We start from the raw sequence: 14811 nt of genomic DNA, 5'->3' as shown, positions 1-14811 counted from the left end.
TCCCGAGGTTCGTCATGTCACCAACGCCCACCCCGGCCGCCGGCGCGGCGGGCCCGCTGCTGTCGCTGCGCGGCGTCAGCAAGTCGTTCGGCGCGGTCGCCGCGCTCACCGGCGTCGACCTGGACGTCGCCGCGGGCCAGGTCGTCGCCCTCGTCGGCGACAACGGCGCCGGCAAGTCCACCCTCGTGAAGGTCCTGTCCGGCGTGCACGCCCCGGACGCGGGGACCATCACCTTCGAGTCGCGGGAGGTGAGCATCCCCACCCCGGCCGCGGCGCAGCAGCTCGGCATCGCGACCGTCTTCCAGGACCTCGCCCTCTGCGAGAACCTCAACGTGATCGAGAACCTGTTCCTCGGCCGCGAGATGCGGGCGCTGCGCCTGGACGACGTCGCGATGGAGGTCCGCTCCCGCGAGCTGCTCGGCCAGCTCTCGGCGAAGATCCCCTCGGTGGGGGTCCCGGTCGCGGCGCTGTCGGGAGGCCAGCGGCAGACGGTGGCGATCGCCCGGTCGCTGCTCGGCGACCCGAAGGTCATCATCCTGGACGAGCCGACCGCCGCGCTCGGCGTGGCGCAGACCGCCGAGGTGCTGAACCTGATCGAGCGGCTCAGGGAGCGCGGCCACGGCGTCCTCATGATCAGCCACAACATGGCCGACGTGCAGGCCGTCGCCGACACCGTCGCCGTACTGCGCCTCGGCCGCAACAACGGCGTGTTCGACGCGCGGACGACCTCCGCCGAGGAACTGGTCGCCGCCATCACCGGCGCGACCGACAACGTGGTGAGCCGCCGCGCCGGCAGGCTCCGTCCCGAGGCGGGGGACGCCCCCGCGGACACCGGCGGGGACACCGGGACCCCGCAGGCACAGGACGCCGCCGCCGGCGGCGCGGACGAGCCGGACGGCGACCGGCCCGAGCGGGTCGCGCCGGGCGGCCTGAGGAAGGGAGCGGGCGATGAGTGACCTCATGGCGCCCCCGCGGACCGGGACCGGTCTGCCGGGCGAGCCCGGGGACCGGGGCGTGCGCGCCGCGCTGGCAGCGGCCGCCGACCGGGTCCGCGGCGGCGACCTCGGCGTCGCGCCGGTCGTCGGCGGGCTGATCGTGATCTGGACCGTGATGCAGATCCTCAACCCGGTCTTCCTGTCCAGCGCGAACCTCGTCAACCTGGCGCTGGAGTGCGTGCCGGTCGGCGTGATCGCGCTCGGCGTGGTGTTCATGCTGCTGGTCGGGCAGATCGACCTGTCGGTGGGTTCCGTGAGCGGGCTCAGCGCCGCCGTGGTCGCGGTGCTGTTCGTCGACCACGGCTGGCCGTTCTGGCTGGCGATCGTCGCGGCGGTGGCGCTGGCCGTCGTGCTCGGCTGGTTCTACGCGAAGGTGTTCAACCGGCTCGGCGTGCCCAGCTTCGTCATCACCCTGTCCGGGCTGCTCGGCTGGCTCGGCCTGCAACTGTGGGTCCTCGGGCCCAAGGGCTCGATCAACCTGCCGTTCGACTCGCGGCTGGTGACGTTCGCCCAGCTCGACTTCCTCCCGGCGTGGCTGGCGTACGCACTGGCCGCCGCGGGCGCGGCCGGGCTGTACCTGACGGGCCGCAACCGGGCGGTGCAGCGCCGCAGGGCGGGCCTGCCCGCGACGGCGGAGCGCACGCTCGTCCTGCGCAGCGTCGCCCTGCTGGCCGGCCTCGTCCTGGCGGTCTGGTATCTCAACCGGGACCGCGGCGTCGGCTGGATGTTCGTGCTGTTCCTGGCGCTCGTGCTGGCCACGCACTACGTCCTCTCCCGGACGAAGTACGGCAAGTCCGTGTACGCGGTCGGCGGCAACGTCGAGGCGGCACGGCGGGCGGGCATCAACGTCAAGACCGTCTACGCCTCGGCGTTCGTCATGTGCACCACGCTCGCCGCGATCGGCGGCATCCTCGCCGCGGCGCGCCTCGCGGCGTCCAACCAGAGCAGCGGCGGCGGCGACGTCAACCTGAACGCGATCGCGGCGGCCGTGATCGGCGGGACCAGCCTGTTCGGCGGGCGCGGCAACGCCTTCGCGGCCCTGCTCGGCATCCTGGTCATCCAGTCGATCTCCAGCGGGCTGACGCTGCTGAACCTCGACTCGTCCTACCGTTTCATGGTCACCGGCGCGGTGCTGCTGCTCGCCGTGGCGCTGGACTCGGTCGCCCGCCGCTCGCGCGCCTCGCACGGCCGCGCCTGACCGGCACGGGTTGGATGGGACCACTACGCAACGGACGGGGGAGCCGATGACGGTCGTCTGCGTCGACGCGGGCACCACGATGATCAAGGCGGTGGGGTACGCCGGGGACGGCGCCGAACTGGCCGTCGCCCGGCGGCCCACCGAGGTCGCCCGGCCCGCGCCGGGGCACGCCGAGCAGGACATGGCCGCGGTGTGGCGGGCCGTCGCCGACGCCGTCCGGGAGGTGCTCGGGAAGATCGGCGGCGGCGCCGACTTCCTGGCGCTCACCGCGCAGGGCGACGGCTGCTGGCTGGTGGACGGCGACGGCGCCCCCACCGGCCCGGCGATCCTGTGGAACGACGGCCGCGCCGCCCCGGCCGTCGAGCGCTGGGCGGCCTCCGGCGTGCTGGAGCGGGCGTTCCGCGTCAACGGGTCGCTGCACTTCGCGGGCCTGCCGAACGCGATCCTCACCTGGCTGCGCGAGCACGACCCCGACCGGCTCGCCCGGTCGGCGGCGTCCCTGACCTGCGGCGGCTGGATCTTCTCCCGCCTCACCGGGCAGATCGCGGTGGACGGCTCGGACGCGTCCGCGCCGTTCCTGGACATCGCCGCGCTGCGCTATTCCGACGACCTGCTCCGCGCCTACGACATGGAGTGGGCGCGGCGGCTCCTGCCCGACGTGCGCGGCGACGCCCGGCGCGCCGCGCCCCTGACCCGGGCCGCGGCGGACGAGCTGGGGCTGCCGGAGGGGCTGCCGGTCGTCCTCGCCCCCTACGACATCGCGTCCACCGCGATCGGCGTCGGCGCGGTCGACACCGGCCAGGCCTGCACGATCCTCGGGACGACGCTGTGCACGGAGACGGTCGTGGACGGCCCGCGGCTGGGCGGCGACCCGTCCGGCCTCACGGTCGCGATGGGCCTGCCGGGCCGCTACCTGCGGGCCTTCCCGACCCTCGCAGGCGGCCAGGTCGTCGACTGGGCGTGCCGCGTGCTCGGCCTCGCCGCGCCCGCGGCGCTCGCCGAGCTGGCCGCCTCGGCGGCGCCGGGCGCCGACGGGCTGGTCTTCCTGCCGTACCTGTCGCCCGCCGGCGAACGCGCGCCGTTCCTGGACTCCCGGGCGCGCGGCGCGTTCCACGGCCTCACCGTCCACCACGAGCGCGAGCACATCGCCCGCGCCGTCCTGGAAGGGCTGAGCCTGGTCGTGCGCGACTGCCTGACGGCGGCCGAGACCCGCCCCACCGAGCTGCGGGTCAGCGGCGGCGGCTCGGCCAGCCCCGTGTGGCTGGGCATGCTGGCCGACGTCACGGGCGTCCCGGTCGTCCGGTCCGCCGACAGCGAGGCCGGGGCGCGCGGCGCGTTCATCACCGGCCTGCTGGCCACCGGGCGGGCCGCCGGCGCCCGCGAGGCCGCCGACGCCCACGTCCGTCCCGGCGACACCCACGCGCCCGACCCGGACCGCGCCGCCCACTACGCCCAGGCATATGAGGACTTCTTGACGATCCGCTCCGCCACGGCGCCCGCCTGGCCGGCGCTCGCGGCCGCCCGCGCCCGCACCGGCCTGGACGGCGGCGCCCGGTGACCGGACAGAACGAGGCCGTGTGGATCGGGGTCGACCTCGGGACGCAGAGCGTGCGCGCGCTCGCCGTCACCGCGTCGGGCGACGTGGCCGGCGCCGGGAGCCGGGCGCTGACCGGGCGGCGGGACGGCCCCCGGCACGAGCAGGACCCCGAGGACTGGTGGACGGCGGTCGGCGCCGCCTGCCGTGAGGCGCTGCGCGACGTCCCGGCGCCGGCGGTGCAGGCCGTCGCGGTCGACGCCACGTCCGGGACGATCCTGCTCACCGACGACGCCGGGCGGCCGCTGACCCCGGCGCTCATGTACGACGACACCCGCGCGGCCGGCCACGTCCAGCGCGTCAACGAGGCCGGCGGCGAGGTGTGGCGCAGCCTCGGCTACCAGCGCATGCAGCCCGCCTGGGCGCTGCCGAAGCTGCTGTGGCTCCTGGAGCACCACCCGCACGAGGGCGCCCGCCTCGCCCACCAGGCCGACTTCGTCAACCGGCGGCTGACCGGGCACCCGGTGGCCGCGGACCTCAGCAACGCGCTGAAGACCGGGGCGGACCTCGTCGCCGAGGACTGGCCCGCGGACGTCCTCGACGCGCTGGGCGTCCCCGCCGGCCTGCTCCCGCCCTTGGAGCGGTCCGGAACCCCGCTCGGGACGGTCTGCGCGGCGGCCGCCGAGGCGACCGGCCTCCCCGAAGGGACCCCGGTCGTCGCGGGCGCCACCGACGGGTGCGCCGCGCAGCTCGGGACCGGGCGCCTCACCGTCGGGTCGTGGAACTCCGTCCTCGGCACGACCCTCGTCCTCAAGGGCGTCAGCGACGACCTCCTCCAGGACCCGTTCGGCGTCGTCTACTCCCACAAGGCCCCGGACGGGCGGTGGCTGCCCGGCGGCGCGTCCAGCACCGGCGCCGGCGCGATCTCCCGCGACTTCCCCGGCCGCGACCTGGCCGACCTGGACCGGCGCGCCGCCCGGCACGAACCGGCGGCGGCGCTCGCCTACCCGCTCGTCCCGGCGGGGGAGCGGTTCCCGTTCCTCGCCCCGGACGCCCGCGGGTTCCGGCTGGACGGGACGGGCGACGAGGCCGACGACTTCGCCGCCGTCCTGCAGGGCGTCGGCTACCTGGAGCGGCTCTGCTTCGACCACCTCGACCTGCTCGGCGCGCCCACCGGCGGCGACCTGACGCTGACGGGCGGGGCCGCGCGCAGCCGGTACTGGTGCCAGCTGCGCGCCGACATCCTCGGCCGCCCCGTCGTGCTGCCCCGGCAGGCCGAGCCCGCGCTCGGCTCCGCCGTCCTCGCCGCCGCGCCGGGACGCGACATCGCCGAGACCGCCGGGCGGATGGTCGCCGTCAGGGCGGTGGTCGACCCGCGTTCGGAGAAGACCGGCGTGTTCGACGCGCCCTACCTGCGCCTGGTCGGTGAGCTGGAACGGCGCGGATGGCTGCCCGCCGAGACCGCCGCGCACGCACGCGAGAGGACATCACGATGACGCGCCTCATCCTCGTCCGGCACGGGGAGACCGAATGGCACGCCGACAACCGCTACGCGGGGATCAGCGACGTCGCGCTGACGCCGCGCGGCCTGGACCAGGCCCGCGCCCTGGCCGCGTGGGCGGGCACGGCCCGGCCCGACGCGGTGTGGTGCTCGGACCTGTCGCGGTCCCGGCTGACCGCGGCGCCGTCCGCCGCGGCGATCGGCGCGCGGCTCCACGTCGACGAGCGGCTCCGGGAACTGGACTTCGGGCACGGCGAGGGGCTCACCCGCGCGGAGATGGAACGCAAGTTCCCCGAGGAGCTGCGCGCCTTCCTGGCCGACCCCGTCGCCGCGCACCTCCCCGGCGGGGAGGACCCGGCCGCCGCCGCCCGCCGCTTCACCGCCTGCCTGGACGACATCGCCCGCCTGCACGAGGGCGGCCGCGTCCTGGTCGTCGGGCACTCCACGGCGATCCGGCTCGCGCTGTGCCGGCTGCTGGGGATGCCGCTCAAGGACTACCGGCGGCGGTTCCCGTCGCTCGGCAACTGCGCACTGACCGAGATCCGGCTCCGGGACGGCGAGGCCGCCCTCCTGGAGTTCAACACCCCACTGGAGCGATGAATGACAACCCGCGTGCTCGCGGCCGGTGACCTTTTCGTCCGCAACGAGCTGCTCATCGACGCCCTGCGCGCCGAGGCGCCGGGCGACCTGGCGTTCTCGGAGGTCACCCTGCCGTGGCCGGTGGAGCCGTTCGGGCGCGTCGCGGAGGTGGACGAGGCGTCGGGGACCGAGGAGCAGCTCATCGAGGCGCTGCGCGGCGCCGAGGTCTGCGTCACCCAGATGGCCCCGCTGACCCGGCGGATCCTGGAGGCCTCGCCGGACCTGCGGCTGTTCGGGATCAGTCGCGGCGGGCCCGTCAACGCCAACCTGGAGGCGGCGACCGAGCACGGCGTGGCCGTCTGCTTCGCGCCGGGCCGCAACGCCGGCGCCACCGCCGAGCACACCCTCGGTCTGATCCTCGCGGCGGTGCGGCGCATCCCGCAGACGCACGTCGACCTGATGGCGGGGCAGTGGCGCGGCGACTACTACCGCTACGACGACGTCGGCATCGAGATCCACGGCAGCACGGCCGGGCTCGTCGGCTGCGGCGCCGTCGGCCGCCGCGTCGCCCGGGCCCTGGCCGCGCTCGGCGCCCGCGTCCTCGTCCACGACCCGTACCTGGACGACCTCGGCGACCTGTCCGGCATCGCCGAACTCGTCCCGCTCGACGAGCTGCTGGCGCGCGCGCAGATCGTCTCCCTGCACGCCCGCGCGACGCCGCAGACCACGGGGATGATCGGCGCCGCGCAGATCGCCGCGATGCCGCCCGGCTCCATCATCGTCAACTGCGCGCGCGGGTCGCTGCTGGACTACGAGGCCGTCTGCGACGCCGCCGAGTCCGGGCACCTGTTCGCCGCCGCGTTCGACGTCTTCCCCGAGGAGCCGATCCCCGCCGGGTCGCGGCTGCTGACCACCCCGAACATCATCGTCACGCCCCACCTGGCCGGGGCCAGCAAGCAGACGGCCGCCAACGCGGCCCGCATCCTCGCCGCCGACGTCGGCCGCCACCTGCGCGGCGAGGCCCTCCTGCACTGCGCGAACCCCGAGGTGCTGGAGGCCGCCCGCCCGGCCCGCCCCTGACCTCCCTCCCCACCACCCCCACCACGAGGAGGCACGATGCACGGACCCGGACTCGGCGAGACCGCTCCCACCCGCCGCAGAGTCCTCGGCTTCGCGGGCGCCGCCACGCTCGCCGGAGCCGCCGCCCTGGCCGGCGCCCGCCCCGCCGCGGCCGCCGGACGCTCCTTCACGTTCGACCCGCTGTTCAACGTCCCCCACACCGACAACATGCAGGGCCTGGCCTACCGCCGCGGCCGCTTCTACGTCGGCTTCGACGTGGGCGGCGGCCGCGGCGTCATCCGCGAGTACGACCGCGACGGCAACACCCTCAAGGAGAGCGCGCCGCTCGCCGTCGGGCACGCCGCCGAGATCAGCGTCCGCGACCGCGACGGGCTCCTCTACGTCGCCACCGGCGGCGGCACGAACCCGACCAAGATCAACGTTGTGGACTGGAGCGGGGAGCCGGAGGTCGTGCGCACCATCGACTTCGGCTCCCTCGGCAACTCCGGCCTGGTCGCGGTCGACAACAGGCGCGACGGCCTGCTCGTGCACGCCGGACCGGGCGACCAGGGCCCGTTCGTGTTCGCGTTCACCGACCTCGACGGCACCGTCCGCTCGACCTTCGACCTCGGCTACCAGGGCGTCCCGCAGGGCCTGGAGATGGCCGGCGACAAGGTCCTCTACTACACCAACAACGCCATCACCGTGCTGGACCGAGCGGGAAGGATCCTGGAGGCGATCCACATCCCGCTGACCGGTGAGAGCGAGGGGCTGGCGGTCGCGCCCGCCGGCCGCGGCACCCGCGTCTTCTTCGGCTACAACAAGCCGAACCGCGTCTATGCGATGAAGCCCGTGTTCCGCTGACAGGCCAGGCGCGCGGCCGGGTTCCGTCCATACCTCCCGTCCCGGCCGCGCGCCATCCCATTTTTTTGCGCACAAGATGCTTGACTCGGCGGTTGATATCACGGTCGTCTTAGTGTTCCGCCGCACTCGTTTAGCGGAATTCTCTAGACTGTGGATCTCCGGCTGGAAGGGCCTTGCTTTTCACGGCCACTCGGGTAGAAAAAATCAAATCCCTTTCCCCGAGGAGGAAACCCCCGTGAAGGCTCCCATCAGGCTGGCCGCACCCCTGGCGGCCGCCTCCGCCGCGCTGGCCCTGACGGCCCCCGCAGCGTCCGCCGCCACCACCACGATCCGCCAGGAGACCGCCACCGGAGCGCCCTACTCCGGCAACTGGCAGGTCGCCACCGTCGGGGCGCTCACGTTCTCCGTCGACTACCTGGGCGCGAAGGTGACCGGCTCCTGCGACGGCGCCGAACTGCGCGGCACCGTCCAGTCCACCGGCCCGGGCGAGCTGACCGCCGCGTCGATCGGCGCGTGCCGGACCTCCAACGGCCTCAGCTCCCCGCCCACCGACCTCGACCTCGGCGAGATGCCCGACAAGAGCGGCAGCGTCGCCTACGACCCGGTCTCCGGCGGCAGGGACGGCGTCCTGTCCATCAACGGAGGCCTCCGCTTCAAGATGGAGGGCAAGATCCTCGGGTTCACCGTGACCTGCTACTACGGATTCCGGACGGGAGGCACCGACGGCCTGCGCTTCGACGTCTACAACCGCGACAACCCGAACCGTCCGCTGCCGGACCGGGACGACGCGCAGGGCAGGTCCGAGAACATCACGCTCGTGCGGCAGTCGGGAAGCAGCGGCCTCTGCCCGTCCAACGGCACCGGCAGCGGCTCCGCCATCGCCCGCGGTGAGAGCACGCCGGGCTCCGGGGTCTTCGACCGCAAGCTCTACCTGACCTCCTAGCCCGGGCGGAGCGTGCGGAGAGGCGGCCGGGTCCGGGGCCGGTGCAAGGGAGTGATCATCCTCCTCGGGCCCGGCCGCCCTCACTGCGCCCTCGCGGTGCTGGGTCGCCGTGTCGGGAAGAACGACCGGGGGCGTACGGCCGAATCCTTCTGGACGATCGCGAGGAACTCGAGCGTAACTCCGCAGTTCGGCCCGCAGTAATGACTGCGTGCTTACAGTTGTTTCCCACGCGTGTCCGAGGCTCGCTGTGGCAAAATCACCCGCCCTTTTCCCGCCGGCGGCGCCCCGCAGGGGCGGCCGCGTCGCCGGCCCAGCACTCCCACGTCCGGCTCGGGGCGCGCTCACGTCCGAGCGGCCGCCGTGCTGCCGATCCGCATCCTGCCCGTTGTGTCCCCTGGGGAAGAATGGGCCTCATGAGAGCGGTGGCCATCTCCGACACCCACGCGCCCCGGCGCTGGAAGTCGTGCCCGCCGCGGGTGGCCGAGCACCTGCGGGACGCCGACGTGATTCTGCACGCCGGCGACGTCTGCGTCGCGTCCGTCCTGGACGAGCTGGCCGAGTACGCGCCCGTCCACGCCGTCCTCGGCAACAACGACGGGCCGGACGTGGCCGAGTGGGGCGCGCCCGAACGCCTCGAACTCGACCTGGACGGCCTCGCCGTCGCGATGGTCCACGACAGCGGACAGGCCAAGGGCCGCACCGCCCGGATGCGGCGCTGGTTTCCCGGCGCCGATCTCGTCGTGTTCGGGCACTCCCACATCCCCCTGGACGAGACCGGCGACGGCGTCCGCATCTTCAACCCCGGGTCGCCGACCGACCGGCGCCGCCAGCCGCACGGCACCCTCGGCCTCCTGGACATCGACGACGGCCGGCTCACCACGGCGCGGATCGTCCCCGTGACCTGACCCTCGCCCTCGACCTGCCGGGCGCCGCATGGAATCGTCCCCCCGGAGACGACCGCGAGGACGAGAGGGACTCCGCCATGACCGACCGCGTCACCGTGCACGTCCGCGAAGGGGTCGCCGACGTGCGGCTCAACCGTCCCGACAAGCTGAACGCCCTCGACCTGGCCACGTTCGAGGCGCTCGCCCGCACCGGGGACGCCCTCGCCGCGGACGGCTCGGTCCGGGCCGTGATCCTGTCGGGGGAGGGCCGCGCGTTCTGCGCCGGCCTGGACTTCGCGAACTTCGCCGCCATGGCCGGCGACGGCGCCGGGCGGCGCGCCGGCGACATCACCGCGCGCGAGCCGGGACGCATCACCAACCTCGGACAGCAGGCCGTGCACGTGTGGCGGGAGCTGCCGCAGCCCGTCATCGCCGCCGTCCACGGGCACGCCCTCGGCGGCGGACTGCAGATCGCGCTCGGTGCCGACATCCGGATCGTCGCCCCGGACGCGCGCCTGTCGGTCCTGGAGATCCGCTGGGGCCTGGTGCCCGATATGACCGGCACCGCCGCACTGATCCGCCTCGTCGGGGAGGACGTCGCGAAGGAGCTCACCTTCACCGGCCGCATGATCTCCGGCGCGGACGCCGTCCGCATCGGCCTGGCCACCCGAACCGCCGACGACCCGCACGCCGCCGCCGCGGAGCTCGCCCGCGAGATCGCCGCCAACAGTCCCGACGCCGTCCGCGGAGCCAAGCGCCTGCTCAACCGCGCCGCCGACACCGATCTGGCCGGCCAGTTCCTGGAGGAGTCCCGCGCGCTCGGCGCCCTGCGAGGAAGCCCCAACCAGGTGGAGGCCGTCCGCGCCTACTTCGACAAGCGCCCGCCCGCCTTCACCGACCCGGCCTGACCGGCCCGTCGACGCTTGGTGAACCGGGCAGCCGGGCCACAGCCGGACGCCCCATCAACGCGTTGACCGCCCCGTACAGGAGCACCGCCGGACGCCGCCGGGCGGACAACCTCTCATCTTTCAAAAGAATGCGCTCACACTGTGAAGGCGGATTCTTTTCGTATCTCTGGCGGCGCCGCGCTGCCGCCGTTCGTGATGCCCGAGCAACCCGCCGACGCCGCTTCGATGATCACGTCAGCCGCCCAGGCGCACGTGACCGTGAACGCGGCCCGCCAGCCAAGCCACACCACCACCGCTGGGCGACGGTAGTTCCTCCGTGGGGCCGTGAGGTTCGTGTGCCAGCCGGGACAGGACATCGTGCAGCAGCGGACACCGCCGCATACGGGACGCGTCCATCTCCGGTCGCCGTCGCCGTCGCCGTCTCGCCGACCCGAACGAGCGCACCAACGTGGCGCGTCCGAGTCGAATGGCGATCGCCGAGGTGCGGTCCCGCCTCTGGCGGAAGTCTCTTGAGTCCTCTTCGCGGTCGGGAGTGGACGCATGCTTAGGGGCCGACAGGAGATCGGCTTCAGCCGAGCGCAAGCTCGGCGGTCACCTCGTCCCCTTCAGTGGTGAGCACGGCGCCCGCGCTCGCCAGCAACGCGCGGGCGCCGTGGTTGCCGGTCGTCGTCGAGGCGAGGAACCTTGCCGCTCCGGTCGACCGGGCCTCAGCCAGCAGCAACGCCGTGACTCGTGAGCCGATCCCGCGGCCCCGAGAAGCGCGGCTCAACCAGATGCCCGCCTCCACGGCGTCCCCGCGGGGCTGCAAGCGCGCCGCCCCGACCGCTTCGCCGTCCACATCGACCACCCACGTGCGCTCCACCGCCGTCGCAGGGTTCAGGCATCTCGCACGGTGGAACTCCACGAACGCCGTCCGGCGCTCAGGCGTCCAGCCGGGCGCGCCGATGACCGGAGGCATGACCTCCAGGGGATCCGCGCCGGCCACGGCCGCGTCGAGCAGCCGCGCCAGTGCGGGCTCGTCCAGGGGACTCAGAGCTACTTCCATCACGTACAGAGTCTGAACTCCGAACGAGGACCCGGGCGAGCGGATTTCGGCCCAGCACGCTCCACCCGCCTCACATGGGCGAGTGGCCGCGTCGGGCTCGCGGCTGATGCTGGGCGACCCTTGACCTAACTGTCAGCGGGCGCGGGGCGGTGCCTGTCCTGGTCGCGGGGACGGGAGCGACCGGTCCTTGGCCGCTGGTGGTCAGGCGGCGAGGGCCGATCCGACCGGGAGGTTTCTGATCAGCCAGAAGAGGAGGATGGCGCCGAACAGTGCCCAGATCAGCGCGGGGTGTGCCACCTTCGTCCTCACCGGACGATCCAGGGCGCGGGCTCTCGCCCAGCGGAGCCAGAAGAACGCCAGGACCGGGAGCATCACGACGGTCAGCACGTTCAGGCCGAACGCCTCCCGGAGATGACCGTGGGCGAGCGCGTGGACGGTGCGCATCGATCCGCAACCCGGGCACTGGAACCCGGTGAGCGCGAGGAACGGGCATGTCGGATAGTGCCCTGCCTCATTGGGGTCGACCGCGGCGACGTACAAGACGGCCGCGACGCTGAGGACCAGTACCCCACCGGGCCTCAGCAGCCGGACGGCGAGGGGCTGCCGAGCCTCGTCCGGCGTTTCGGGAACCAGCCCGCCCCGCGAGAGCGGGACGGGCTGGGACTCGTTCGTCATCGGTCAGCTGCCGCTGTTCCCGGCCATGGCGACGAAGAAGTAGATGGCACCGACGATCACGCCGAGGACCGCGGACACGATCGCCCAGGTCTTGGCGTTGTTGGAGGACTTGATCGCACCGGCCTGGTCGCCTGCCGACCACTTGGAGTTGACCTGGGCGGCATAGACGATGGACACGACGCCCGCGGGCAGGCAGCACAGGATCGTGGTCGCGATCGCCCACGGGAGGTGGTTCGGCGGCGGAGATCCGGCGCCGGAGCTCGGGGGCGGCGGCGGGGCGGGTGGGTAGGCCATGGGGGCACCTCTCCTGCTTGGGCTGGGTGATCTACTTAGATAGATGGTGACAGGCCACACCGGGTTCCCCCAATCCGTCGCAACCTGGTGGGAGAGCATCTCGCCGGGGCGCCGGTTTGACTCCGGAGCTCCGGCCGCGTAAGTTATCTCCTCGTCCCCTCACGGATGCAGGACGCCCGCATGGCGGCCGGCCGAAGCACGGGGAAACCACCACCGAACCAGCCGACACGGCTCAGTCGTGTCGGCCGTGCCGTGGTGATCGGAAAAGGTTCGATTTGACAATCGGACCGGATCTGATGAAATAGCACCACTGCCGGGAAGGAACCGCGCAAGCGGAACCGGAATGGCAGATCGGAAAAGCCCGGAATTGACAGTCCGAGCGGATCTGATAAAGTAAGACAAGTCGCCCCGGGGCGGGAAACGCGAAAGCGGGTCCGGCGCGGTGGGTGTCCGTTTCTTGAGAACTCAACAGCGTGTTAAAAGCCAGTGCCTTTATCGGCTCGGCCATGTTTTGGCCGGGTCGCCCCGTGCCGCTCCACTTTGTGGGGTGGTGGGGATTTCTTTGAGGCAATGCCATCCCGTTGGGGATGGTGATGCCGGGATTGTTTCCTGAGGTTTGGCCGGCTGGGGTTCGCCCCCTGGTTGGTCGTTGGACCTTGATGGAGAGTTTGATCCTGGCTCAGGACGAACGCTGGCGGCGTGCTTAACACATGCAAGTCGAGCGGAAAGGCCCCTTCGGGGGTACTCGAGCGGCGAACGGGTGAGTAACACGTGAGCAACCTGCCCCTGACTCTGGGATAAGCCCGGGAAACTGGGTCTAATACCGGATATGACCACTGGTCGCATGATCGTGTGGTGGAAAGTTTTTCGGTTGGGGATGGGCTCGCGGCCTATCAGCTTGTTGGTGGGGTGATGGCCTACCAAGGCGACGACGGGTAACCGGCCTGAGAGGGCGACCGGTCACACTGGGACTGAGACACGGCCCAGACTCCTACGGGAGGCAGCAGTGGGGAATATTGCGCAATGGGCGGAAGCCTGACGCAGCGACGCCGCGTGAGGGATGACGGCCTTCGGGTTGTAAACCTCTTTCAGCAGGGACGAAGCTAACGTGACGGTACCTGCAGAAGAAGCGCCGGCTAACTACGTGCCAGCAGCCGCGGTAATACGTAGGGCGCAAGCGTTGTCCGGAATTATTGGGCGTAAAGAGCTCGTAGGCGGTTTGTCGCGTCTGTCGTGAAAGCCCACGGCTTAACCGTGGGTCTGCGGTGGATACGGGCAGACTAGAGGCAGGTAGGGGAGAATGGAATTCCCGGTGTAGCGGTGAAATGCGCAGATATCGGGAGGAACACCGGTGGCGAAGGCGGTTCTCTGGGCCTGTACTGACGCTGAGGAGCGAAAGCGTGGGGAGCGAACAGGATTAGATACCCTGGTAGTCCACGCCGTAAACGTTGGGCGCTAGGTGTGGGGTCCTTCCACGGATTCCGCGCCGCAGCTAACGCATTAAGCGCCCCGCCTGGGGAGTACGGCCGCAAGGCTAAAACTCAAAGGAATTGACGGGGGCCCGCACAAGCGGCGGAGCATGTTGCTTAATTCGACGCAACGCGAAGAACCTTACCAAGGCTTGACATCGCCGGAAAACCATCAGAGATGGTGGGTCCTTTTGGGCCGGTGACAGGTGGTGCATGGCTGTCGTCAGCTCGTGTCGTGAGATGTTGGGTTAAGTCCCGCAACGAGCGCAACCCTCGTTCCATGTTGCCAGCACTTCGGGTGGGGACTCATGGGAGACCGCCGGGGTCAACTCGGAGGAAGGTGGGGATGACGTCAAGTCATCATGCCCCTTATGTCTTGGGCTGCAAACATGCTACAATGGCCGGTACAGAGGGCTGCGATACCGTGAGGTGGAGCGAATCCCTTAAAGCCGGTCTCAGTTCGGATCGAAGTCTGCAACTCGACTTCGTGAAGTCGGAGTCGCTAGTAATCGCAGATCAGCAACGCTGCGGTGAATACGTTCCCGGGCCTTGTACACACCGCCCGTCACGTCACGAAAGTCGGCAACACCCGAAGCCCGTGGCCCAACCACCTTGTGTGGGGGGAGCGGTCGAAGGTGGGGCCGGCGATTGGGACGAAGTCGTAACAAGGTAGCCGTACCGGAAGGTGCGGCTGGATCACCTCCTTTCTAAGGAGCACCAACTGGCCGGAGCTGCTTCCTCTCGGGGAAGGCTCAGGTCGGTGGCTGCCGTTGACAGCGAATGTCTGTCAGGTGGCTGCTCATAGATGTGGAGCACTGGCTACTCAGTCTGCTGGCCGTGCGGCTCAGCTAGTACCGCTTCGA

The 14811-nt window shown here is 71.7% G+C and carries 12 protein-coding genes, 1 rRNA gene and 1 pseudogene; 11 read left to right on the top strand and 3 right to left on the bottom strand.

Going from position 1 to position 14811, the window contains the following annotated elements; genetic code table 11:
* Nucleotides 1–14: 14 nt before the first annotated feature.
* The 10 genes and pseudogenes from BKA00_RS11380 to BKA00_RS11335 form a co-directional block, all read left to right on the top strand.
* A pseudogene (locus BKA00_RS11380) lies at nucleotides 15–797 on the top strand (ATP-binding cassette domain-containing protein); the annotation flags it as partial.
* Between the two features lie 151 nt (nucleotides 798–948).
* Nucleotides 949–2193 (top strand): sugar ABC transporter permease, encoded by a 1245-nt coding sequence (locus tag BKA00_RS11375; RefSeq protein WP_221493101.1) that lies wholly within the window; start codon nucleotides 949–951, stop codon nucleotides 2191–2193.
* Between the two features lie 46 nt (nucleotides 2194–2239).
* Nucleotides 2240–3751: an FGGY-family carbohydrate kinase gene (locus BKA00_RS11370; protein ID WP_185024865.1), complete on the top strand. Its 1512-nt coding sequence runs from the start codon at nucleotides 2240–2242 to the stop codon at nucleotides 3749–3751.
* The gene (locus BKA00_RS11365) at nucleotides 3748–5223 is read left to right on the top strand and encodes an FGGY-family carbohydrate kinase (RefSeq protein WP_230299307.1); all 1476 of its coding nucleotides are present in this window, start codon (nucleotides 3748–3750) and stop codon (nucleotides 5221–5223) included. The genes BKA00_RS11370 and BKA00_RS11365 overlap by 4 nt, the downstream gene beginning before the upstream one ends.
* Entirely contained in the window at nucleotides 5220–5828 is a 609-nt protein-coding gene (locus BKA00_RS11360) for a histidine phosphatase family protein (RefSeq protein WP_185024864.1), read from the top strand. Before BKA00_RS11365 ends, BKA00_RS11360 begins: the two co-directional genes overlap by 4 nt.
* On the top strand, nucleotides 5829–6887 hold the full coding sequence (locus BKA00_RS11355) for a 2-hydroxyacid dehydrogenase (RefSeq protein ID WP_185024863.1): 1059 nt from the start codon (nucleotides 5829–5831) through the stop codon (nucleotides 6885–6887).
* 36 nt (nucleotides 6888–6923) lie between these two features.
* Nucleotides 6924–7730 carry a hypothetical protein gene (locus BKA00_RS11350; protein WP_185024862.1) on the top strand — a complete coding sequence of 269 codons (807 nt, stop codon included), beginning with the start codon at nucleotides 6924–6926 and terminating at the stop codon, nucleotides 7728–7730.
* Nucleotides 7731–7965: 235 nt separating this feature from the next.
* On the top strand, nucleotides 7966–8673 hold the full coding sequence (locus BKA00_RS11345; RefSeq protein ID WP_185024861.1) for a hypothetical protein: 708 nt from the start codon (nucleotides 7966–7968) through the stop codon (nucleotides 8671–8673).
* Between the two features lie 413 nt (nucleotides 8674–9086).
* A complete protein-coding gene (locus BKA00_RS11340) occupies nucleotides 9087–9578 on the top strand; it encodes a metallophosphoesterase family protein (RefSeq protein ID WP_185024860.1) in 492 nt (163 codons plus the stop codon).
* A gap of 77 nt (nucleotides 9579–9655) precedes the next feature.
* Nucleotides 9656–10465 (top strand): crotonase/enoyl-CoA hydratase family protein, encoded by an 810-nt coding sequence (locus BKA00_RS11335; RefSeq protein WP_185024859.1) that lies wholly within the window; start codon nucleotides 9656–9658, stop codon nucleotides 10463–10465.
* A gap of 568 nt (nucleotides 10466–11033) precedes the next feature.
* Here BKA00_RS11335 and BKA00_RS11330 read toward each other — a convergent pair.
* The 3 genes from BKA00_RS11330 to BKA00_RS11320 all read right to left on the bottom strand — a co-directional run bounded on the left by BKA00_RS11330 (nucleotide 11034) and on the right by BKA00_RS11320 (nucleotide 12479).
* Nucleotides 11034–11510 carry a GNAT family N-acetyltransferase gene (locus tag BKA00_RS11330; RefSeq protein ID WP_185024858.1) on the bottom strand — a complete coding sequence of 159 codons (477 nt, stop codon included), beginning with the start codon at nucleotides 11508–11510 and terminating at the stop codon, nucleotides 11034–11036.
* 201 nt (nucleotides 11511–11711) lie between these two features.
* Nucleotides 11712–12185, bottom strand: coding sequence for a DUF2752 domain-containing protein (locus BKA00_RS11325; RefSeq protein ID WP_230299308.1), 474 nt, complete (start codon nucleotides 12183–12185; stop codon nucleotides 11712–11714).
* A gap of 3 nt (nucleotides 12186–12188) precedes the next feature.
* The gene (locus BKA00_RS11320) at nucleotides 12189–12479 is read right to left on the bottom strand and encodes a CD225/dispanin family protein (RefSeq protein WP_185024857.1); all 291 of its coding nucleotides are present in this window, start codon (nucleotides 12477–12479) and stop codon (nucleotides 12189–12191) included.
* A 656-nt stretch (nucleotides 12480–13135) separates the two neighbouring features.
* Between BKA00_RS11320 and BKA00_RS11315 the strand changes: the two genes are divergently transcribed.
* A 16S ribosomal RNA gene (locus BKA00_RS11315) occupies nucleotides 13136–14655 on the top strand.
* The last annotated feature ends 156 nt before the right edge of the window (nucleotides 14656–14811 follow it).

Source organism: Actinomadura coerulea, from assembly GCF_014208105.1.
Taxonomy (GTDB): Bacteria; Actinomycetota; Actinomycetes; order Streptosporangiales; family Streptosporangiaceae; genus Spirillospora; species Spirillospora coerulea.
This window is presented reverse-complemented; position numbering and strand designations above follow the sequence as displayed.